Raw genomic sequence first — 22028 nt, 5'->3', positions numbered from 1 at the left:
GGCGCCGGCGCCGCCGCCCTCCCCGCCGGCGGCGGGGACGACCACCCCGCCTCCGCCGCACCCGCCGCCACCGCCGACGGCGCCACCGCCACGCCCGAACCCGCGCCCGGCGAGAGCACCGGAGCCTCCGCCTCGCCCAGCGCCTCCGCCTCCACCTCGGCGTCCACCTCGGCGTCCGCGTCCGCGTCGGCGTCGGCCTCCGCCTCCGGCAGCGCCTCCGCCCCGGCACCGGCCTCCGCCTCCGCCTCCGCCTCCGGGTCGAGCCCGGCGGGCAAGGGCGCCGCCACCCCGCCCGCCGCGCCCGTCGCCAAGCCCGGCACCGCGCCCGCGACCTTCACCGGCCTGGCCTTCGACACCTGCACCGCACCCGCCCTCGCCACCATGAACGCCTGGCGGGGCGCCAGCCCCTACGGCGCCGCCGCCGTCTACATCGGCGGCAAGAACCGCGGCTGCGCCCAGCCCCAACTCACCGCGGGCTGGGTCAAGTCCGTCAGCAGCAGCGGCTGGAAGCTCGTCCCGCTGTACGTCGGCGCCCAGCCCCCGTGCCAGACCGGCAACAGCCCCGAGAAGCTCACCGCCGACACCGCCGTCCCGCTCGGCACCACCGACGGCAACGACGCCGTCGCCAAGGCCGCCGCCCTCGGCATGCGCCCCGGCAGCACCCTCTACCTCGACGTCGAGGCGTACAACACCGCCGACACCTCCTGCGCCGACGCCGTCCTCGGCTACGTCCGGTCCTGGAACCGGGCCGTGCACGGCTCCGGCTACTGGGCCGGGTTCTACGGCTTCTCCTCCTCCAGCGCCGCGGGCATCGCCAAGGCCGCCGGGGAGAACACCCCCGACCTGCCCGACGCCATGTGGTACGCCAAGTACGACGGCGCCGCCGACACCACCGGCAGCTTTCCGTTCGCCGCGGGCCTGTGGAGCGGGCACCGCCGCGCCCACCAGTACCAGGTCAACCAGAAGGAGACGTACGGCGGCGCCACCGTCACCGTCGACCGCAACGCCTGGGACGCCCCGGTCGCGATCGTCGGCTGAGCCCGGCGGGCCCCGCCGCCCGCCCCGAGCCCGCCCGCCCCGGGCCCGCCCACCCCGAGGCCGCCCACCGCCGGTTCCGGCCGTTCACCCGGGGGACACCGGGCGAACGGCCGGGCGTGGGCGGCGGTTCGGACCCGGCTGGCAGGGTGCGGCGGTCGACCGGGACGGACCCGGCCGACCTCCCCCGAGAGGCTCCCCACCGTGAAGCGCACCGCTGCCCTCGCCGCAGCCCTGGCCACCGCCCTGGCCGCCACCCTCGCGACCGCCGGCACCGCCGCCGCCCAGGGCGCCGCCCGGGCCGACTCCTACGGCACCAAGACCCCGTACGCCCCGCAGCAGGACCTCCGCCGCTACCAGCCCGTCCCCGCCGGCTACGTGCCCGTGTTCACCGAGAACGTCGCCCGGCACGGCTCGCGCGCGATGAGCGACAGCGAGGACGGCGACGCCGTGCTCGCCCTGCTCGACCAGGCCGAGCAGGCCGGCGGGCTGACCGGCCTCGGCGCCCAACTCGCCCCGCAGGTACGGGCGCTGCTCGACGCCGGCGCCTCGATCGGCTACGGCAACCTGTCCGCCCGGGGCGCCGACGAGCAGCGGCGGACCGCCCTGCGGATGGAACAGCGGCTGCCCGGCCTGTTCGACGCCATCGCCGCCCAGGGCGCCCCGATCGTGGTCGAGACCTCCGGCGTCGCCCGGGCCACCGCCAGCGCCGACGCCTTCACCGCCGGACTGATCGAGGGCGAACCCGCCCTGGCCGGCTCCGTCGGGGCCCCGGTCACCGACAAGAACCTGCTCTACTTCCACAAGCAGCCGCAGAACGCCGCCTACCAGGCGTACGTCGCGCACGACCCGCAGCTCGCCGCCGCCCTCGCCGCCGTCGACGCCGACCCGCGCACCGCCGAGGCCGCCCGGCACACCGTCGGGCGCCTGTTCACCGCCGCCTTCGCCGCCACCCTCACCGCCGAGCGGCAGACCGCCTTCGCCCGCTCGCTGTACGCGCTCTACAGCGCCGCGCCCGACCTGTCCGTCGAAGCCCGCGGCACCGACCTGGACCGGTTCCTGACGCCCCCCGACGCCCAGTGGTTCGGCTACCTCGACGACGCCGAGGAGTTCTACCAGAAGGGTCCCGGCTTCACCGGGCGCACCATCACCTACGAGATGGCGGGCGTCCTGCTCGACGACCTGTTCGCCCAGGTCGAGCACAAGGCCGCCGGCACCAGCAGCGCCGGCGCCGTGCTGCGCTTCACCCACGCCGAGGAGGTCGAGCCGCTGGCCGCCCTGCTCGGCCTGCCCGGCAGCACCCGGCAGGCCGACCCGGCGCACCCCTACAGCTACGCCGACAACCCGTGGCGCGGCGCCGAGGTGGCGCCGATGGCCGCCAACCTCCAGTGGGACCTGTACCGGACTGCCGCCGACGCCGCGGGCAAGCCCGGCTACCTGGTGCGGATGTTCTACAACGAGAAGGAGACCGCCTTCAAGGACGCCTGCCACCCGATCGCCAAGGGCTCCTCCTTCTACGACCTGGACGAACTGGAGCGCTGCTTCGGCCGGAACTGACCACGCCACCGGAACGGGGGCCGGGGCGGCCCACGGGGGCGGCCGTTCGGTGCGCGTAAGGTGGAACCGGCTGGTGCCCGTCGGTAGAACCGGCAGGTGACGCGGCGTCGGCACCGCCGTACGGCTGAGCACTGACGGAAGGACGACCTGCGCCATGGCAGTTGACATCCGGGTGGAGCCCCTGGGCGACCGCGAGTACCTGGTCCGGGTCGAGGACGGCCCGGTCGGGGCCGAGACGCAGATCCGGGTCACCGACGGGGTACTCGAACGGCCCGGCCTGGCCGGCGGCGACGAACGGCGCATCGTGCACGAGACGGTGGCGTTCCTGATCGAGCGCCAGCCCGTCATCGACATCCCGCCGATGATCGACCTGGACGACCTGGCCGACGCGTACGGGGACGCCTTCCTGGAGGAACTGGCCCGCCGGCTCGCCCGGGCGTAGCGGCCGCAACGCCCGGGCGCAGCACCCCGCGCGCCCGGGCCGGGTGACCCACCGTCAACCCCGCCCCCCCGGCCCCTACCGCTGTTCCCGCCCCTGCTCCCGGAGCCGCAGCGCCGCGTCCAGCTCGTCGAACAGCGCGGTCGGCGCGGAACGCCCGTGCCGGGCCGCGATCACCGGCCACAGCCGGCGGCCCAGCTCCAGCGCACCCCGCAGCGCCCCCAACAGACCCGGCGCCGACGCCGCCGAGGTCGCCGCCCGCAGCCCCGCCACCGTCCCGGCCGACAGCTCCCGCTCGGCGCCCCGCGACGGGGTCAGCCAGTGCTCCACCGCCCCCTCCGCCAAGCGCGCCATCCACAGCAGGTGCCGCTGCGCGTGCCCCAGCGCGTCCCAGGCCCGCAACTCCTCGCCCCGGGCCGTCAGGTGGAACGCCAGCACCAGCCAGTTCGCGAACGGATCGCAGTACTCCGCGATGATCCGGGGCTGCTCCGCCGGCGGAACGTACCGCAACGGCAGCCCCGCCAGCACCGGCCGCAGCGCCCCCCTGCGGTCCACCAGCACCATCCGCTCGACCTCGGCACCCCGGGCCGGCCACTTCGCCACCTCCGCGATCCCCTCCACCGTCGTGAAGTGGAACTCCCCGCGCACCAGCCCCGGGAAGAACGCCACGTACGAGCCGAACTCGTTCAACAGGCCGTAACTCAGCGGCGCGATCCGCGAGCACCACGCGTGCGGATCGACCTCGGCCAGCCGGGCCTCGGTGAAGAACAGCCAGAACTCGATGTCGCTGTGCTCGTCCGCCTCCCCGGCCGCGAACGACCCGTACATCAGCGCGGCGTCCAACTCCCCGTCCGCCTCGCACACTTCACGGACCCGCCCGATCAACTCCTGCTGGAACAACATCCGCCCACCCAAGCACCGCCGCCCCCGCCAGGCAACGCGATATCCCACCGTCCGGGCGGTCCGACGGCCTGCTTGAACGCGCCCATGACGAACTGAACGGACTGAACGGACTGAACGAACTGAACGGACTGGTCGACACTCACCGACGGGTGCGGCACCGCCGAGCACGTGCCGGCCCCCCTCGACCGATTCGAGGCCGACCCGGCCGGCACCGCCTCCGAACTGATCGACCACCTCTGCCCGCAGTTGGACACCGCGTTCCCGGCGAGCTTCGCGGCCCTGCCCCGACCGGCCGCCCTCGCCGTGACCGGCACCGACCACGACCGCTTCGACGTCCTGATGGCGGCCGGGTCGATCGTCTCCTGCGCCACCACCGGCGGGGAGGTGTTCGAGGTGTTCGAGGTCTTCGCCACCACCGACGAGCACGCCCGGGACGGGACCGGGAAGACCCCGCTGCACCCGGCCGCCCCGGCCGAACCGGACGGTCTCGCCGACCGCCTGCACGCCAGGGCCCGCACCGACACCCGGCCCTCCCTCGCCCACCGCCTGCGCCACCTGTTCGGCCCGGCGGCCTGCCCGGCGGCCTGCCCGGACTGCGGCACCGCCTTCCGGACCGCCGACCGGGTCGCGGCGTACTCGACGTACTGAACGCGCTCGACGTGCCGCCCCGCGCCGCACGTGCCGCCCCGCCCCGCGCCGGGCGGGGCCTCAGGCCGGGAGGGCGGCGCGGAGCAGGTCGCGGGTGGGGGCGTCGAAGGCGACCAGGCGGACCAGGGCGACGTCGGTCGGGGTGGTGGTCAGGGTGTCGACGGCGATCCGGGCGGCGAGGTCGGGCGGGAAGCCGTACACGCCGGTGGCGATGGCGGGGAAGGCCAGGCTGCTGACACCGAGCCGGTCGGCGACGGCCAGGCAGCGGCGGTAGCAGGACGCCAGGGTCCGGGCCTCGCCGTACCCGCCGCCGTCCCAGACCGGGCCGACGGTGTGGATCACGTGCCGGACGGGCGGGAACAGGTCGAACGCCGGGGTCGCCACCGCGTCCCCCGGTTCGCACGGGGCCAGCGCCCCGCCCGCCTCGGCCAGCCGGGGCCCGGCCGCCCGGTGGATCGCCCCGTCCACCCCGCCCCCGCCCAGCAGCGACTCGTTCGCGGCGGTGACGACCGCCTCGGTGTCCTGCTCGGTGATGTCGCCCAGGACGACCTCGATGCGCGCTCCCATGCCCCCACCCTCCCGCAGTCCGGCCCGGGAAGGTCCGCCGATCGCTGTGGGCGGACGGCGGAGGTGACCGGGCGCCGAGGCCGGGCCCGCCGCCGGGAGGGGGGCGGTCCCGGCCCCGGCGGGTGTCAGCAGGGGATGACGGTGTCGATCTGCACCGGGCGGGGGCCCAGCGGGTAGGAGAGCACCGAGAAGCCGCCCCGGCTGGGGACGTCGCAGGGGACGGTACCGATGAGGTCGCCGACCTGCTGGGCGGAGCCGGTGAAGGTGAGGGCGGAAGATGGCCGAACGGCTACGGAAGGGAGTACTCCGTCCGACGAGAAGGTCCCGCCCGGCCCGGAGCGAAGCGGATTGCGTGATTTGCGCGGGTCCGGGACCCTCCCGCACGCTCTAGGCATGACCTCACCCGTGTACCGGGGCCCCGCCCTGCTGCTGGCCGACGGACTGGAGATCCCGGTCCAGGCCGAACTCACCGGCAACGTCCCGGAGGTGGGCCTGCCCGGTTGGACCGGCATGCTGGAGAGCGGCGACACCAGGTTCAGCGCCGGCACCGTCCGTTCCGGCCGACTGCGGCTGCCCGACGGCTGGGAGGGCGGCTTCGCGGTGATGCGCCGCCTGCTCGGGGTCTCCACCGTCTGGGTGCGCGGCAACGACGTCGAGGCGTCCCCCGCGGACTGGCCGGACGCGACGCCGGAGCAGCCCGACGCGGCACGGGCCCGGCCGGACGCGGTGCGGGCCCGGCCGGACGCGCTGCGGGCCCGGCCCGACACGGGTCCGGCCGGGCGCTGAGGGGGAGCGTCCCGCGACGGGCTGAACCCGGCTCGTCGGACGGCGGACATCCATCAATTGTCGATGATCAAACAGTTGATGATCCTCGCCCCGACGGACGTCAATCAATTGATCAGTCGGTCACCGCCCGGTCGTCCGCGTGCGCGCCGAACTCCGCCGAGCGGATCTCGGCGATCTGCTCGTGCCGGGCGATCCGGTCGGTCCAGGAAGTGTCGACGCCGAAGGCGGTGCCCGCGAAACCGAGCCGCCCGATCGCCTGCGGCACCTCGGGGTCGCCCGGTGCCAGCAGTCGCACCGGCTCGCCGAGGGCCGTGGTGTACGGCGGGACGAAGTACTCGGGGGGCAGCACCGTGCGGGTGTGCACCAGGGCGGCGACCGCGACCACCGAGCCGGTGCCCACCACCGCCTCCTGCAGCACGCTGACCGAGGTGGCCAGGTAGCAGGCGCGCTCCACGGTGCAGCCCAACAGGGTCGCGTGCGGGCCGACGAACACGTGGTCGCCGACCAGTACCGGCTGGTCGGCGACGACCGCGGAGGCGCGCAGGACGGCGTTCTCGCACACCACCGCCGCCTCGCCGACCTCGATCCGCGAGCCCTCCGCGTCCAGCACCGCGCCGTACATCACCCGGGCGCGCGGACCGATCCGGACGTCACCGACCAGGGTGGCCGTCGGTGCGACGTAGGCGGTGGGGTGGACCCGGGGGACGGCGCCGCGGTGCTCGAACCGTCGGCCCTGCGCGTGTGTGGTCATGGGCGCGATCATCGCGCACCGCCGACCGGCCGGCTGGCGGGAATCGGACACGCTGCGCGGGCCGCCGCACCGGCGCGCCGCCCACCGCCCGCGCCCCGGACACTGCGGGAGCGAGGCCGGGGGCGAGGCCGGGGGCGAGGCCGGGAGCGAGGCCGGGAGCGGGTGCCGGGGCGAGGTCGGGGCGGGCGCGGCTGCGGCGGCAGCTGACGCGCCGTCCGAACACGTGGACGGCCGGCCGGCGGGGCCGGGCAAAGCTTGAGTGTGGTCCGAGGGCGAACCGGTGTCGCGGACGGGGGTCGGCGCGCTACGGTCTGTGGTCTGGAGGTGGCCGATGGCGGAGCAGCAGACTTGCCCGGGCTGCGGCGGGGCGCGCGGGACGGAGAAGACGGAACACACGGTGGAGACCGATCCGCAGGGGAGACAGCAGCCGGTGCGGCGCAGCTACTGGTCGCCCTGCTCGGTCTGCGGCGGCTCGGGGGTGGTGCAGCGATGAGACTGCTCTTCGTCTGCCAGGCCTGCGGCTGCCACTACCTGGTGCCGGTGGGCCTGGACTACCCCGACGGCGGCCGGGCCAGCGCGGTCTGGTGCTCGACCTGCCAGCACGCCGCCGCCGAACGCGGCGCCACCGAACCCGCCGAACTCGCCGCCGTCGCCGTGCTGCTGGCCGTCCGCGCGCTCAAGGCCGCCCTCGCCGCGCGGTCCGCCCCCGCCGACGGCGCGCAGCCGTCCAGGCCCGACCGCCGCCCCAGCCGCCCCGCGATCAGCTCCCGGGGTCGCACCCACCCGGCCGCGGCCCGGACCAGACTGGCCTGAGCCGCCGGGCCCACGCCGACTCGTGCGGCCCAACCCGAGGTGTGAGGCTCGCGCCGAGTCGTGCGGCCCAACCCGAGCCGTGAGGCCCGCGCCGAGTCGTCAGGCCCGTCCGAACGGGCGGGCCGCCAAGCGGAATCCGGCCGTCAGTTTGCCTGCTGGGCAATTCGGCTGGTGTGGCGTCAGCCCGACGGGGGGTCAGTCGGACGAGCCGGTCGGTCCGTCCGGCCGGGGCGACCGGGGGGAGGGGCGGCGGACCGTGCGCGGGCCGAGCGGTTCCGCGCCCAGGGCGGCGACGCGTCCGCGCAACTCGCGGTCGGCCGTCACCACCAGCAGTCGGCGGTCCGGCGCGGACGCGGCCTCCGCCGCCACCAGTTCCACGATCCGGTCGTCGCCGCTGCCCGGCGCGGACACCACCCGCACCTCCGCAACCCCGGCCACGTCGCGCGCCGCGCCCTCCACCACCAGCACCACCGCCAGCGGCCCCGGCACCCCGGGGACCCCGTCCGCCGCCGTCTCCACCAGCGCGTCACGCAGCCGTTCGGCCGCGCCCCGCCGGTCCCGCCACCACCCGTCCGGGACGGAGCCGACCACGTTGGCCCCGTCCACGACCAGCAGTGGGAGCGGTGCCCCCGGGGGTGCTTCCGGCGGTGCCACGGGTCGTCCGGGCCGTTCCGGGGACTGCTGCGAGTGCTGCTGCTCCACGTCTCGTTCCACGGCCGTCAGCCTGCCACGGGAAGCCGGGGGAGCGGGGGACGAGTACGGGGTGGGTACGGGGCCGGAGCGGGAAATCGCGAAGGCGGGGAATTGCAGAGACGGGAAATGCGGAGACGGGGAAAAGGCCGGGTAAAGGCCGAACACGGACCTTGGTGCGGACCAAGCTTCGGAGGGCGGTATTGTCTCTGCGGCAAACTCGCACGTGCATTCGTTTCCGATCGGACCCCCCATGAACCACGGCACCATGGCCCACCTCAACGGCTTTCAGTACGGGTGGGTGAACCCCGTGGTGGCGTACCTCATCGCCTGCGCGGGGGCCGCCATCGGCCTGCGCTGCACCGCCCGGGCCATGACCCTGAAGCCGCAGAAGCGCTTCGGCTGGCTGGCGTTGGCCGCCGGGGCGTTCGGGTGCGGCATCTGGTCCATGCACTTCATCGCGATGCTCGGCTTCATGGTCGACTCCTCCAGCCTGGTCTACGACATCCCGCTCACCCTGCTCAGCCTGCTGGTGGCCGTCGTCGTGGTCGGCCTCGGCATCGGCGTCGTCGGCTACCGGGGCAAGAGCACCGGCACCCTGCTGCTCAGCGGCCTGCTCACCGGCTGCGGCGTCGCCGTCATGCACTACCTCGGCATGGCCGCGATGCAGGTCGAGGGCAAGGTCTCCTACGACAGCCTGCTGGTCCTCGCCTCGGTGCTCATCGCCATCGCCGCCGCCACCGCGGCACTGTGGATGACGCTCAACGTCAAGGGCCTGCCCTCCGCGCTCGGCGCCGCGATGATCGCCGGTGTCGCGGTGGTCGCCATGCACTACACCGCGATGGCCGCCGTCACCGTCGACCTCGACGGCCGCCCCCTCGGCGGCGGCACGCCCGCCTCGCAGTTCATCCTCCCGCTCGCCGTCGGCATCATGGTCGTCCTCGCCGTCGCGGGCATCGCGATCGCCCTCTCCCCGCAGGACCCGGAGCCGGGCGAGCGCCCCGCGGTCGAACCGATCCGGGTCGACCTGTTCGGGCAGGACCGCCCCTGACCGCACCGCACCCCCGCGCCCCCGCGCCCCCGCGCTCCGCACCACCACCGGCAGGGCCCCGGCTGGCGACCGGTCGGCGACCGGCCGACGGCGGGCCGGACCGGCCTGCGGTGACCGGAGCGCCCCGCCCATCGCCGGCGCCCCAACGTGACGGGCCGGGGCGGCAGTTCGGCGTCCAGCCGGGTGCCCCCGTTCCGGCGGGCGGTGCGCGGGGCGGGGGATGGCCGGATCCGACAGAACGGTGTCATTGCGGACGCCGTCAGGGGCGGCCGAGGATGGGGGCATGTCCAGCAACCGCCGCGTGGTGATCGCGGTCTTCCCGGACGTCGACCTGCTCGACGTCACCGGCCCGGCCGAGGTGTTCGCCCTGGCCGGGCGGGAGAGCGGCGGCCGGGCCGGGTACCGGGTGGAACTGGCCGGGCCGGCGGAGGGGCTGGTCCGCACTTCGGCCGGGGTCCGGCTGGCGGTCGACCTGACGTTCGAGCAGGTCACCGGGGCCGTCGACACCCTGCTGGTGCCGGGCGCGGTCGAGCCCGGAGCGGACGGGGCGGGCCCCCGGGCGCGGATCGACCGGGAGGTGGTCGCCTGGGTGGAACGGCTCGCGCCCTCCGCCCGGCGGGTCGCCTCGGTCTGCGTCGGCGCGCACCTGCTGGCCGCCGCGGGGCTGCTCGACGGCCGGCGCGCCACCACCCATTGGTCGACGGCGGCCCAACTCGCCGCCGACCACCCGGAGGTGACGGTCGACCCGGATCCGATCTTCGTCCGGTCCGGCAGGATCTGGACCGGCGCCGGGATCAGCGCCTGCATGGACCTCGCCCTCGCCCTGGTCGCCGAGGACCACGGCGAGGAACTGGCGATGGCCGTCGCCCGGCACCTGGTGATGTACCTCAAGCGGCAGGGCGGCCAGAGCCAGTTCTCCGTCCCGCTCAGCACCCCGCCCACTGCCCGCCGGGACATCGACGACCTGCGCCTGCACATCGCCGAACACCCGGACGCCGACCTCTCCGCGGCCGCGCTGGCCGCCCGGATGTGCCTCAGCGAACGCCACTTCGCCCGGGTGTTCCGGCAGGAGACGGGCACCACCCCGGCCGCGTACGTCGAAGCGGTGCGGCTGGAAGCCGCCCGGCGCCTCCTGGAGGGCACCGACCGGCCGCTCGAACAGGTCGCCGCCGCCAGCGGCCTCGGCTCCGTCGAGACCCTGCACCGCACGCTGCGCCGCCGCCTCGGCACGACACCGGCCGCGTACCGCAAGCGCTTCCGGGTGACCGGCGGCCCGTAGGCGGCGAGCCGCCCACCCCTGATTCCGCCTTCCGGCACCACGACGAGGAGATGAGTGACATGAGCACGCAAGAAGCGTCCAGCACGCTGCGCACCGTGATCGGCCTGGACGGCACGCCGCCCCGGCTCGCGGAGTCGACGCTGGTGCTGATCGACTACCAGAACACCTACCGCCAGGGCGTCATGGCCCTGGAGGGCGCCGAGGAGGCGCTCGCGGCCGGGGCCCGGCTGCTGGCGGCGGCCCGGGCGGCCGGCGCGCCGGTGGTGCACGTGGTCAACGACGGCGGGCCGGGGACGCCGTACGACGTCCGGGCCGAGATCGGGGCGATCAGCCCGCAGGTCGCGCCGGTGGCCGGGGAACCGGTGGTGGTGAAGACCTTCCCGGACGCGTTCCACGGGACCGACCTGGCGAAGGTGCTGGCCGACGCGGACGGGGAAGGGCCGCGCCGCGACCTGGTGCTGGCCGGGTTCATGACGCACATGTGCGTGGCCTTCACCGCCCAGGGCGCGTTCCGCGAGGGCCGGCGGCCCGCGGTGGTCGCCGAGGCGTGCGCGACCCGCGCCCTGCCCGGGCCGGGCGGCCGGGTCGTACCGGCGGCGCACCTGCACGCCGCGGCGCTGGCGACCGTCGGGGACCTGTACGGGACGGTGCTGGCCGAGGTCGCCGACCTCACCGCGCCGGTCGGGCCCACCGCGCCCGCCGGGGACCGTCCGACCGGATGACCATCCGACGGACGGCCGTGCGGTCGAGCAGTCGAGTGGACGAGCAGTCGAGTGGACGAGCTGCGGAGCGTGCGTGTCAGTGGCCACGGCTACCGTCCTCCCGAGCCGGTCCGGCGGCCGTCACGTACGAGGGGGAAGCGGTGAACGAGGCAGGAGACGTGCGGGAGGCGTGGGCCCGGGTGACCGGGTGGCTCGAACGGAACGACCCCGCGGTCCTCGGCGGTCCGGTCAGCCGGGAGGCCCTCGACCGGGCCGAACTGCGGATGGGCCTGGAGTTCCCGGCCCAGCTGCGGCAGTGGCTCCTGCTGAACGACGCGGACGCCGACGGGCGGGCCGCCCGCCGGGAGTGCCAGGTGCGGCGGGGGTGCCAGGTGCCCGTTCTCGGTGGGCACCTCCTGCTCGGCCTGGAGGACATCCAGCGCGTCTACCTCGGCAGGACGGGCCTGGAGCGGAGGATGCCCTCCGGAGACCCCGACCGCCCGGTCTGGCGTCGGGAGTGGCTGCCCGTCGTCGCCGAGTGCGACGGCCTCCACGGGACGTTCCTGAACACGGCCGACGGGACGGTCGGGACGTGGGGCGAGGCGGACGGGCCGCAGGAAGGGGAGTACGCCTCGCTGGCCGCCTTCTTCCACCGGACGGCGGACCTGCTGGAAGGAGTCAGCACCGGGGACTGGAGCGGCCCCGGCGCGCGCGCTCGGCGCGCCCCGCGCCAGGCACTCCGCCCGGACCCCGAGGGGGTGCGCCGATGGGCCCGGGGCCTGGAGCGGCCGGAACCGTGCCGGTCCGCCGGCGAGCCGGAGCCGTTCGAACCGGACGATCCCCCGGCTCCGAGCACCAGCCGAGTGGTCATCCGGCTGACCGGCTCCAGGCCCGGCGGACCCAGCGGACCCGGCGGATCCGGCGGATCCGGCGGGCTCAGCGGCTGAGGGACAGCCGCCCGGCGCCGTAGTGCCGCTGGGCGTAGGCGGCCGCGGTGGTGGCCGCGCCGAGGGTGAGCCAGCCGAGCGGGCCGGTGGCCAGGACGGCGCCGGTGAGCAGCAGCGGGCCGGCGGCCTTCTCGGTGGAGTGGGCCATGCCCGCGACGCCGAGGTACTCGGGGCGGGCCCGCTCGGGGGCGAGGGCCACCGACAGCTCCCAGGAGACCACCGAGCGGACCAGTTCGGCCAGCGTCACCAGCACCGCGGCGAGCAGCAGCAGCGCGGAGGCGGCCGGCACCCCCGTCCGGTGGGCCAGCGCCGCCGCCGCGCAGCAGCCGAAGATCGCGAACCCGTACAGCGGGACCACCCGGACCGCCTGGCGCGGGGTGCGCACCAGCGCGGAGACCCGCAGTTGGGCGAGCACCACGACGACGGTGTTGATCGCCAGGAAGGCCGGGATCAGGGCGTGCGGGGCGCGGGTGGAGTGGATCAGCCACAGCGGCAGGCCCACGTTGAGGATCGCGTCGTCGATGGTGAGCACCGCGTCCAGGGCGACGAAGCGCAGGTAGCCGGCGTCCCGCCAGGGGTTGGGCCGGGGCTCGCGGTCCGGGGCGGCGGGCTGCTCGGCGGACCCGGCCCGGCGCGGCTCGTGCAGGGAGGCGACCAGCGCGGCCGCGACCAGGAAGGAGAGCACGTCGGCGACCACCAGCGTCCGGTACGCGGCCGCGGTGCCCACCGCCAGGCCGATCGCGGCCAGGCCGGCGCCCGCCGCGTACCCGCCGTTCATCGCGGTGCGCGACAGCGCCCGGTAGGCCGACTGCCGCTCGCCCGCCACCTCGGTGGCGTACAGGATCTCCATCGAGCGGGCCGCCCGGTCGCCCAGCGTGGCCAGCCCCACCACCGGCAGCAGCGCCGCGAACGAGGAGCACGCCAGCACCGCCGCCACCGCCGCCACCCGCAGCAGGTGGCACCCGATCAGCACCCGCCGGGCCCCGTGCGCGGCGGCCAGCCGCCCCGCGAGCGGGGTGCCGGCGATGCCCGCCACCGAGGACAGGCCCAGCAGCAGGCCGATCTGGGCGGCCGTCAGCCGGCTCAGCTCGGTGAAGTACAGCACGCAGACCGCCGACCAGACCCCGGTCCCGGTGCGGTCGACGAACAGCGTCAGCAGCATCGTCCGCCCGTCCCGCCCGCCCGGTGGCCGGCGCAGCTGGGCCACCAGTCCTTCGCTCCGCGCTCGCTCGCCCATGGTGCTCCCCGTTCTCCGCAGTGGGCCCGTTCGTCCGTGCGGGGAGCAACTCTGCCCGAGAAGTCTCTCGATATCAAGATGCTTGATGTCGAGACGAATTTCCGGTGTGCGGTGAGTACGCTCGGCACATGACCGATCACGAACACGCGGAACACTCCGGCGCCGTCGGCCCGGTGACGGCGGACGACCTCGCCGAGGGCGTCCGGCTGGTCGTCGCCCTGCTGAGCGGGCCGGACGCGGCGGCCGCCGACTGGGACCGGCCCGCCGGGACGCTGGAGTGGAGCTGCTGGGAGACCGCCGAACACCTCGCGGACGACCTGTTCGCCTACGCCGCCCAGCTCGGACCGCAGTCGCCGCCCGCCGAGGACTCCGTGCCCTTCGTCTACCGGCGGGAGGCGCCCGGCAAGCCCGCCAGCGTCGTCTTCGCCCAGCGGGAGGCCGGGCCGCGCGGGCTGGTCCAGGTGCTGGAGGCGTGCGGGGCGCTGCTGGTGGCGATGGTCCGCACGGCCCGGCCGCAGGACCGCGCCTTCCACGGCTTCGGGACGGCGGACGCCGAGGGCTGCGCCGCCATGGGCCTGGTCGAACTCTTCGCCCACGCCCAGGACCTGGCGCTCGGCCTGGGGCTGGAGTGGACGGCCCCCGCCGGGATCACCGCCCGGGTGCTGCGCCGGCTCTTCCCCGGCGCGCCCACCGGCACCGACCCCTGGCCCACCCTGCTGTGGGCCACCGGCCGGGGCGACCTGCCCGGATTCGAGCGGCCCGCCGAATGGCGCTGGCACAGCGCCCCGCGCGACTGAGCACCGGCCCGCACGGCCGGGCGCCGACCCCCGGCCCGGCCTCGCCCCGGCCCCGGCCCCGGCGCGGGTCACAGCAGCGGCTGGATGTCCCCCGTGGTGACGGTCGGGCCGGTGCCGCGGGTGCTCAGGTCGCCCGGGGGGATGCCCGGGTGGTGGCGGGAGTCGCCCGGGGTGGCGGGGGACGGGTCGGCGAGCGAGATCCGGGAGACGATCCGGTAGCGGTCGCCCCGGTAGAGCGAGTGGACGTACTCGACGGGGCCGCCGGAGGCGTCGGTGGTCAGCCGCTCGAAGCGCAGCGCGGGGGAGAGTGCCGGGACGGCCAGCAGCCGGGCCTCGCGGTCGCTGACCACGGTCGGCTCGATGGCCTGCACGGCCTGGTGGACGTGCACCCCGCGGGCGGCCATCAGCTGGTAGAGGTCACCGCGCTCCAGGTCGGCGGGGGCCAGGCCGGGCAGCAGGGCGGCCGGGATGTGCAGGTGCTCGATCGCCATCGGCTCGCCGTCCACCAGCCGCAGCAGGACGATGTGCAGGATCGGCGTCGGCGGTGAGAGCGACAGCTTGCGGCCGATGGCCGCACCGGCCGGCATCGAGCTGAACTCCAGCACCCGGCTGGTCCAACTCCCCGACGCCCGGGGCACGCTGAAGGACGGCCCGCCCCCGCCGGACGGGGTCAGCTCCTGGACGATCTTGGCGGGGGCGACGAACATGCCGCGCCCGTGCTCGCGCACCAGCAGCCCCGCGGCCACCAGCTCGTCCACCCCGGCGCGCAGCGTCGGCCGCGAGACGCCGAGTTGGGTGCAGAGCGTCCGTTCGGAGGGGACCGGGTCGCCGGGGGTCAGCGACTCGACCAGTTCGCGCAGGTACTCCCTGACCTGATCGCGCTTCAATCCCGCTCCGCCGGACGAATCCGTCGCCATCGTTCCATCCCTTCGCTTCGAACTGGTCAGACCATACCAGACCAGTTCGCGGACCTTACCAGTGCCGTCCCAGCCCCGGGAAGCCCCGAACTGGAAGGTTTCCTTGCAGGTCGGAGCCCGTGTGAAGTGGACGTGAGGGGCCTTGACGGGCCGTGGCGGCTGTGCCACCTTCTCTTACCACCGACCGGACCAGTCCACTGTACTGGTAAACAGTCGGCCTCCTTGGAACAGCCCCCACACGCATCCCCAGTCACCTTGAGGCGGCACCCACCGTGAGATCCACCGCACTTCCGACCACCCTGCGCTCCGCGATCGCCCTGCTGCTCGGGGCGGCCACCCTGACCGCCTGCTCCTCCGGCTCCGGTTCGGGCTCCCAGGAGACGGCCGGACCGGCCGAGCTGACGGTCTGGATCATGAAGGACAGCGTCACCGACACCTTCCTGAAGGACTTCAAGACCGACTTCGAGTCCTCCCACCCCGGCACCACCCTGAAGGTGCAGATCCAGGAGTGGGACGGCATCGGCCAGAAGGTGACCAGCGCGCTGGCCAGCAACGACGCCCCCGACGTGATCGAGGTCGGCAATACCCAGGTCGCCCAGTACGCGGCCAGCGGCGGCGTGCACGACCTCAGCGACAAGACCGCCGAACTCGACGGCGCGCACTGGATCCCCGGCCTCGCCGAGCCCGGCAAGATCGGCGGCCAGCAGTTCGGCATCCCCTGGTACGCCGCCAACCGGGTGGTCATCTACCGCAAGGACCTGTTCCAGCAGGCCGGCATCACCACCCCGCCCAAGACCCGGGAGGAGTGGATCAGCGACACCCAGAAGCTCAACACCGGCGGCAACGAGGGCATCTACCTGACCGGCCAGACCTGGTACGTGCTGGCGGGCTTCCTCTGGGACGAGGGCGGCGACCTCGCCGCCAAGGGCTCCGACGGCAAGTGGGCCGGCACCCTGGACACCCCGCAGGCCAAGGCCGCGATCGGCTTCTACCAGCAGCTCCAGGCGCTCGGCAAGGGCCCCAAGGACGCCGACGAGGCCAAGCCGCCGCAGGCCGAGGTGTTCGCCCAGGGCCACACCGCGCAGGTGATCTCCACCCCCGGCGGCGCCGCCGCCATCCTCAAGGCCAACCCGGAGCTCAAGGACAAGCTCGGCTTCTTCCCGATCCCCGGCAAGACCGCCGACAAGCCCGGCGCGGTGTTCACCGGCGGCTCCGACCTGATCGTCCCCGAGTCCTCCCAGCACCAGCAGGCCGCCTACGAAGTGGTCAAGGCGCTGGCCGGGGACAAGTGGCAGACCGAGATCGCCAAGCAGATGAACTACGTCCCCAACCGGACCACCCTGGCCTCCGTGCTCAGCGGCGACGAGGGCGCCGCCGCGATGGCGGCCGGCGCGGTCAACGGCCACGCCACCCCCAACTCGCCCGACTGGGCCGCCGTCGAGGCCGACAACCCGATCAAGCAGTACATGACCCAGGTCCTCACCGGCGCCGACCCGGCCGCCGCGGGCAAGACCGCCAGCCAGGCCATCACCAAGGCGCTCAGCGGCAACTGACCCCGGCCAGGCCCCGCCCGGCCCGCCCGGCCGGGCCCCCGCCCGGCCCGCCCCCGGGTCCGCAGCACCGTCGAACAGGAGTACACCCCGCCGTGCCCACCAACGCGTCACCGCCGCTCCGCACCCGGATCCGGCCCTACCTGCTCATCGCCCCGACCCTGGTGGGCGCGGCGTACCTGCTGCTCTACCCCGTCGCCCGCAACCTGGTGATCTCCCTCCAGCACTTCCGGCTGGCCGAACTGATCCGCGGCGGCGCCCCCTTTGTCGGGTTCGACAACTACACCACGCTGCTCACCGACCCCAAGTTCTGGACCGTCGCGCTGCGCACCCTCGGCTGGACCGCCCTCAACACCGTGCTGATCACCGGCCTCGGCACGCTGGTCGCGCTGATGCTGGTCCGGCTCGGCAAGCGGATGCGGCTGGCCGTGATGAGCGCCCTGGTGCTGGTCTGGGCGACCCCGGTGATCGCCGCCACCACCGTGTTCCAGTGGCTCTTCCAGTCCCGCTTCGGGGTGGTCAACTGGGCACTTGACCAGTTGGGCCTGCATGGCTACCACGACTACGCCTGGTTCGCCCATTCCGGCGCCACCTTCACCGTCCTGGTGCTGCTGGTGGTCTGGCAGTCCGTCCCGTTCGCCGCGCTCACCCTCTACGGCGGGCTGACCACCATCCCGAACGAGCTCTACGAATCCGCCCGGATCGACGGCGCCGGCGCCTGGCAGACCTTCCGGCTGGTCACCGTCCCCGTGCTGCGGCCGCTGTTCGCCCTGGTCACCTCGCTCGAAGTGATCTGGACCTTCAAGTGCTTCGCCCAGATCTGGGTGGTCAGCCAGGGCGGCCCCAACGGCGCCACCACCACGCTGCCCGTCTACGCCTTCCAGATCGCCCAGAACCTGCACAAGTACGACCTCGGCGCCGCCGCCTCCACGCTCACCGTGCTGATCCTGCTGGCCGCCCTCGTCAACACCCTGCGGCGGATGCACCGCCAGGAAGGAGCCGAGGCGTGAACCCCCTCGCCCCCCGCCAGCTCCTCGCCCCCCGCCGACTGCGCCGGCTGCCGCTCAACCTCGCCGCGCTCGCGGTCCTGGTCACCGCCGCGTTCCCGGTCTACTGGATGGTGGTCACCGCCTTCAAGCCCACCGCCGAGATCCAGTCCGCCACCCCCGCCTTCCTGCCGCTGCACCCCACCCTCGAACACTTCTCCACCGCGATCCACGCCCCCGGCTTCGGCGGCTACTGGCGCAACAGCCTGCTGGTCACCCTCAGCGCCGTCCTGCTCTCCCTGGTCGTCGCCCTGCTCGCCGCGTACGCCGTGGGCCGGCTGCGCTGGCGCGGCCGCCGGGCGTTCCTGCTGCTGGTCTTCACCGCCCAGATGGCGCCCTGGGAAGCCCTGCTGATCCCGATGTACGTGATCGCCCGCGACACCGACATGCTCGACAACCTCAGCATGCTCACCCTGGTCTACTTCATGACCACCCTCCCTTTCACCATCGTCACCCTGCGCGGCTTCCTCGCCGCCGTCCCCGCCGAACTGGAGGAAGCCGCCCAGGTCGACGGCTGCACCCGGGCCGCCGCCTTCCGCCGGATCACCCTCCCGCTGCTCGCCCCCGGCCTGCTCGCCACCTCGCTGTTCGGCTTCATCACCGCCTGGAACGAGTTCGCCTTCGCGAACACGCTGATCATCAAGAACCAGGACGCCCGCACCCTCCCGGTCTGGCTCTCCTCCTTCGCCAACGTCTTCGGCACCGACTGGGGCGCCACCATGGCCGCCGCGAGCCTCTTCATGCTCCCCGTCCTGCTGGTCTTCCTGTTCCTGCAGAACAAGGTCACCACCGGCATGACCGCCGGCGCGGTCAAGGGCTGAGCCCCCGCCCCGACACCCCGCCCCGACACCCCGCCCCGACACCCCGCCCCGACACCCCGCCCCGACACCCCGCCCGGACACCCGGTTTCGGACACCCGGCCCCGGCCGCCCCGGCCCCCGTCCCACCCGCAGGACCCCGCCCGCCTCCCTACCCCCGGAAGAAGACCACCCCGTGATCCTGCCGACCCCGGTCGATCTCGTTCCCGCTGCCGGACGGTTCACCCTGACCGAACGGACCACCGTGCGCGCCGACGGCGAGGCCGCCGCCGTCGCCGACCTGCTGCGCGACCTGCTGCGCCCCGCGACCGGACTGCCGCTGGCCGCCGGGGCGGAGGGCACCGTGCTGCTGGCCCTGGACCCCGCCGCCGGGCCGGAACTGGGGGAGGAGGGTTACCGGCTGACGGTCGACCCGTTCCAGGTGACGCTGCTCGCGGCCCGCCCGGCCGGCCTGCGGCACGGGGTGCAGACCATGCGCCAGCTGCTGCCGCCCGAGGCGCTCTCGGCGGAGCCCGCGCCCGGCGTCGAGTGGAGCCTGCCCGCCGTGCGGATCACCGACCGGCCCCGGCACGCCTGGCGCGGGTTCATGATCGACACCGCCCGGCACTTCCAGCCCCTCGAACGCCTGCTCGCCGCCGTCGACCGGATCGCCCTGCACAAGCTGAACGTGCTGCACCTGCACCTGACCGACGACCAGGGCTGGCGGCTGCCGGTCGACGCCTACCCCCGGCTCACCGAGGTCGGCGCCCGCCGCGAGCGCAGCATGGCCGGCCACGCCGGCTCCACCGCGTACGACGCGCTGCCCCACCAGGGCGCGTACACCAAGGCCGAACTGCGCCGCCTGGTCGGGTACGCCGCCGAACGCGGCGTCACCGTCGTCCCCGAGATCGACATGCCCGGCCACACCCGGGCCGCCCTCGCCGCCTACCCGCACCTGGGCAACCAGCCCGACCGGCAGCTCGACGTGTGGACCGACTGGGGCGTGTGCGAGACGGTGCTCGGCGTGCACGAGGAGGCGCTCGCCTTCTGCCGCGCCGTGCTGGACGAGACGATGGAGCTGTTCCCCTCCCGCTACGTCCACCTCGGCGGGGACGAGTGCCCCACCACCGAGTGGGAGAACAGCCCCGCCGCCCGCCGCCGGGCCGCCGAACTCGGCCTGGCCGCCCCCGCCCAGCTGCGCGGCTGGTTCCTCGGCCAGGTCGGCCGGCACCTGCTGGACGCCGGACGCGTTCCGGTCTGCTGGGCCGAGACCGACGGCGCCACGCTGCCCGTCGAGTTCACCGTGATGCCCTGGCGGGACGCCGAGCACGGCCGGGAGGCCGCCCGGCGCGGCCACGACGTGGTGATGGCCCCGCACCGCGCCACCTACCTCGACTACCCGCAGAGCGAGCTCCCCGACGAACCGCTCGGCCAGGCCGGGTACGTCGTCGACCTGCCCACCGCGCACGCCCACCAGGCCGCCCCCGCGCACTGGGACGAGAGCGAGCGGGCCCGGGTGCTCGGCACCCAGGCCCAGCTGTGGAGCGAGTTCGTCAGCACCCCCGAGCACTTCGACTACCTCGCCTACCCCCGGCTGTGCGCCATCGCCGACCGGGCCTGGAACCCCGACAGCGACTACGCCCGGGACTTCCTGCCCGCCCTCGCCGCGCACCGCCCCCGCCTGGCCGCCCTCGGCGTCCACCGCACCGGACGCGTCCCCGACGCGCCCTGACCGGCCCCGGCCGCCCCGGCCGCCCTGACCGGCCCCGGCCCGACCGCACGCGTCCTCGACGCGCCCCGGCGGGCCCCCACAGACCCGGCCGCCGACCCACCGTCAGCGGCCGCCCGCAGCACGCGGACCACCTCCGCCGCCGCACCCCGCACGTGCACCGCCGGAACGTCCCTCCGCCCCGCCGCACCGCGGGGCACTCCCCCCACGGAAGGAACCACCGTGTCCGCACGCCCCCGCACCACCAGCCGGCGCGCCCGGCTCGCCGCGGCCGCCGCGATCGCCGCGGCCGGCCTGGCCGCCACCGCGCTGACCGTCGCCCCGGCCTCGGCCGCCGACGCGTTCAGCGTCCAGTACCGCACCAGCGCCTCCGGCGCGACCGCCGACCAGTCCGAGCCCTGGCTCCAGGTCACCAACACCGGCAGCAGCACCGTCGCGCTCAACCGGATCACCCTGCGCTACTACTTCAAGGCCGACGGCCCGTCGACCGCCTACCGCTTCGCCTGCTCCTGGGCGGTCAAGGGCTGCGGCAACATCACCGGCACCTTCGGCACCCTGGCCAGCCCCACCGCCACCGCCGACCGCTACCTGGAGATCGGCTTCACCGCCGGAGCCGGCTCGCTCACCCCCGGCCAGTCCACCGGCGACATGCAGCTGCGCTTCTACCGCTCCGACTGGCAGACCCTCACCCAGTCCGACGACTACTCCTTCAGCGGCACCCAGACCGGCTACGCGGACTGGCAGAAGGTCACCCTGCAGGAGGACGGCGCGCTGATCTGGGGCACCGCCCCGGCCGGCAACAACCCCTCCCCGTCGCCGAGTTCGTCCCCCAGCTCCTCCCCGTCCGGCTCGACCTCCACCCCGCCGGTCGACCCGAACGCGCCCGTCCTGTTCGACGACTTCTCCTACAACACCAGCGCGGACGCCGCCGTCCAGCAGCACGGCTGGACCGTCAAGTCCGGCCAGGGCGGCCCCGGCGTCTCCGGCGCCACCTGGTCCCCGGCCGACGTCACCTTCCCCACCGTCGGCGGCAGCAAGGTGCTCAACCTGCGCCTGACCACCGACGGCACGGCCTCCGGCACCAAGGAGACCGAGATCCAGACCACCGCGCGGAAGTTCAAGAACGGCACCTACGCGGCCCGGGTCAAGTTCGCCGACGCCCCCAACAGCGGCCCCGACGGCGACCACGTCAACCAGACCTTCTTCGCCTTCACCCCGCTCAACGCCCCGATGGACCCGAACTACGGCGAGCAGGACTTCGAGTACCTGCCCAACGGCGGCTGGGGCGAGCAGAGCAACATCATGTACGAGACCAGCTGGGAGACCTACAACCCCGACCCGTGGAACGCCGTCAACACCCACGGCGAGCAGCGCCAGTCCTACGACGGCTGGCACCTGCTGCAGTTCACCATCGACAACAGCAACATCACCTACTACATCGACGGCCAGGTCGTCGCCACCCACGGCGAGCCCTACCTGCCCGAGACCCCGCAGTTCATCGACTTCAACCACTGGCTGATCGACCTGGCCGGGCAGTACTCCACGACGCCGCGCTCGTACGACCAGCAGGTCGACTACGTGTACTTCGTCAAGGACCAGGTGCTCAGCCCCGCCCAGGTCGCCTCGAACATCGCCGCGCTGCGCACGGCCGGCACCGCGTTCAAGGACACCGTCCCCGCCAACTGACCCCGGCGGCCCCCGCGGCCGACCCCGCACCAGGTGTCCCGCCCCGCCCGCCAGGCCGCTCGGCCGGCGGGGCGGGGCACCGTCCGTTCCGCCCCCGGCGGA

At 74.7% G+C, this 22028-nt stretch carries 22 protein-coding genes; 16 read left to right on the top strand and 6 right to left on the bottom strand.

All coding sequences use genetic code 11. The features are described from left to right. The 3 genes from ACWEO5_RS10470 to ACWEO5_RS10460 all read left to right on the top strand — a co-directional run. Positions 1-1038: glycoside hydrolase domain-containing protein (locus ACWEO5_RS10470; RefSeq protein ID WP_452162031.1), on the top strand; the 1038-nt coding region annotated here is incomplete at its 5' end. 201 nt (positions 1039-1239) lie between these two features. Continuing rightward, positions 1240-2592, top strand: coding sequence for a histidine-type phosphatase (locus ACWEO5_RS10465; protein WP_452162030.1), 1353 nt, complete (start codon positions 1240-1242; stop codon positions 2590-2592). A gap of 154 nt (positions 2593-2746) precedes the next feature. Next, entirely contained in the window at positions 2747-3034 is a 288-nt protein-coding gene (locus tag ACWEO5_RS10460) for a hypothetical protein (protein ID WP_452162029.1), read from the top strand. Positions 3035-3109: 75 nt separating this feature from the next. Here ACWEO5_RS10460 and ACWEO5_RS10455 read toward each other — a convergent pair whose 3' ends face one another. Beyond that, complete coding sequence (locus ACWEO5_RS10455; RefSeq protein WP_452162028.1) at positions 3110-3934, bottom strand: hypothetical protein; 825 nt, start codon at positions 3932-3934, stop codon at positions 3110-3112. 168 nt (positions 3935-4102) lie between these two features. Between ACWEO5_RS10455 and ACWEO5_RS10450 the strand changes: the two genes are divergently transcribed. Then, complete coding sequence (locus ACWEO5_RS10450; RefSeq protein ID WP_452162027.1) at positions 4103-4582, top strand: hypothetical protein; 480 nt, start codon at positions 4103-4105, stop codon at positions 4580-4582. Positions 4583-4642: 60 nt separating this feature from the next. On the opposite strand, the gene ACWEO5_RS10445 is transcribed toward ACWEO5_RS10450, so the two are convergent. After that, entirely contained in the window at positions 4643-5149 is a 507-nt protein-coding gene (locus ACWEO5_RS10445; protein ID WP_452162026.1) for a macro domain-containing protein, read from the bottom strand. 393 nt (positions 5150-5542) lie between these two features. Here ACWEO5_RS10445 and ACWEO5_RS10440 point away from each other — a divergent pair, with 393 nt between their 5' ends. Then, complete coding sequence (locus ACWEO5_RS10440; protein WP_452162025.1) at positions 5543-5935, top strand: hypothetical protein; 393 nt, start codon at positions 5543-5545, stop codon at positions 5933-5935. 112 nt (positions 5936-6047) lie between these two features. Here the strand turns inward: ACWEO5_RS10440 and ACWEO5_RS10435 are convergent, their stop codons facing one another. Further along, a complete protein-coding gene (locus ACWEO5_RS10435) occupies positions 6048-6686 on the bottom strand; it encodes a gamma carbonic anhydrase family protein (protein WP_452162024.1) in 639 nt (212 codons plus the stop codon). A gap of 489 nt (positions 6687-7175) precedes the next feature. Between ACWEO5_RS10435 and ACWEO5_RS10430 the strand changes: the two genes are divergently transcribed. After that, entirely contained in the window at positions 7176-7499 is a 324-nt protein-coding gene (locus ACWEO5_RS10430; protein ID WP_452162023.1) for a hypothetical protein, read from the top strand. 195 nt (positions 7500-7694) lie between these two features. On the opposite strand, the gene ACWEO5_RS10425 is transcribed toward ACWEO5_RS10430, so the two are convergent. Beyond that, complete coding sequence (locus ACWEO5_RS10425) at positions 7695-8153, bottom strand: NTP pyrophosphohydrolase (protein WP_452162033.1); 459 nt, start codon at positions 8151-8153, stop codon at positions 7695-7697. Between the two features lie 289 nt (positions 8154-8442). On the opposite strand from ACWEO5_RS10425, the gene ACWEO5_RS10420 reads away from it, so the two are divergent. From ACWEO5_RS10420 to ACWEO5_RS10405, 4 genes are all read left to right on the top strand, one after another. Continuing rightward, the gene (locus ACWEO5_RS10420) at positions 8443-9240 is read left to right on the top strand and encodes an MHYT domain-containing protein (RefSeq protein ID WP_452162022.1); all 798 of its coding nucleotides are present in this window, start codon (positions 8443-8445) and stop codon (positions 9238-9240) included. 283 nt (positions 9241-9523) lie between these two features. Then, positions 9524-10519: a GlxA family transcriptional regulator gene (locus ACWEO5_RS10415; RefSeq protein WP_452162021.1), complete on the top strand. Its 996-nt coding sequence runs from the start codon at positions 9524-9526 to the stop codon at positions 10517-10519. Positions 10520-10578: 59 nt separating this feature from the next. Next, positions 10579-11241 carry an isochorismatase family protein gene (locus tag ACWEO5_RS10410; protein ID WP_452162020.1) on the top strand — a complete coding sequence of 221 codons (663 nt, stop codon included), beginning with the start codon at positions 10579-10581 and terminating at the stop codon, positions 11239-11241. 140 nt (positions 11242-11381) lie between these two features. Continuing rightward, complete coding sequence (locus ACWEO5_RS10405) at positions 11382-12167, top strand: SMI1/KNR4 family protein (protein WP_452162019.1); 786 nt, start codon at positions 11382-11384, stop codon at positions 12165-12167. Here the strand turns inward: ACWEO5_RS10405 and ACWEO5_RS10400 are convergent. After that, positions 12157-13404, bottom strand: a complete 1248-nt coding sequence (locus ACWEO5_RS10400) for an MFS transporter (RefSeq protein ID WP_452162018.1) — start codon at positions 13402-13404, stop codon at positions 12157-12159. The two genes, ACWEO5_RS10405 and ACWEO5_RS10400, sit on opposite strands and share 11 nt — an antisense overlap. 128 nt (positions 13405-13532) lie before the next feature. Here ACWEO5_RS10400 and ACWEO5_RS10395 point away from each other — a divergent pair, with 128 nt between their 5' ends. Beyond that, positions 13533-14201, top strand: coding sequence for a maleylpyruvate isomerase N-terminal domain-containing protein (locus ACWEO5_RS10395; RefSeq protein ID WP_452162017.1), 669 nt, complete (start codon positions 13533-13535; stop codon positions 14199-14201). Between the two features lie 68 nt (positions 14202-14269). Here the strand turns inward: ACWEO5_RS10395 and ACWEO5_RS10390 are convergent, their stop codons facing one another. After that, a complete protein-coding gene (locus ACWEO5_RS10390; protein ID WP_452162016.1) occupies positions 14270-15118 on the bottom strand; it encodes a GntR family transcriptional regulator in 849 nt (282 codons plus the stop codon). 272 nt (positions 15119-15390) lie between these two features. On the opposite strand from ACWEO5_RS10390, the gene ACWEO5_RS10385 reads away from it, so the two are divergent. From ACWEO5_RS10385 to ACWEO5_RS10365, 5 genes are all read left to right on the top strand, one after another. Beyond that, positions 15391-16671, top strand: a complete 1281-nt coding sequence (locus ACWEO5_RS10385; protein WP_452162015.1) for an extracellular solute-binding protein — start codon at positions 15391-15393, stop codon at positions 16669-16671. 92 nt (positions 16672-16763) lie between these two features. Beyond that, a complete protein-coding gene (locus ACWEO5_RS10380; RefSeq protein ID WP_344552393.1) occupies positions 16764-17678 on the top strand; it encodes a carbohydrate ABC transporter permease in 915 nt (304 codons plus the stop codon). Continuing rightward, the gene (locus ACWEO5_RS10375) at positions 17675-18535 is read left to right on the top strand and encodes a carbohydrate ABC transporter permease (RefSeq protein WP_344552391.1); all 861 of its coding nucleotides are present in this window, start codon (positions 17675-17677) and stop codon (positions 18533-18535) included. The genes ACWEO5_RS10380 and ACWEO5_RS10375 overlap by 4 nt, the downstream gene beginning before the upstream one ends. Before the next feature lie 172 nt (positions 18536-18707). Then, on the top strand, positions 18708-20243 hold the full coding sequence (locus ACWEO5_RS10370; RefSeq protein WP_452162012.1) for a beta-N-acetylhexosaminidase: 1536 nt from the start codon (positions 18708-18710) through the stop codon (positions 20241-20243). A 219-nt stretch (positions 20244-20462) separates the two neighbouring features. Then, the gene (locus ACWEO5_RS10365) at positions 20463-21926 is read left to right on the top strand and encodes a cellulose binding domain-containing protein (protein WP_452162010.1); all 1464 of its coding nucleotides are present in this window, start codon (positions 20463-20465) and stop codon (positions 21924-21926) included. Positions 21927-22028: the final 102 nt, after the last annotated feature.

It is taken from the genome of Kitasatospora sp. NPDC004272 (genome assembly GCF_053603035.1).
This window is presented reverse-complemented; position numbering and strand designations above follow the sequence as displayed.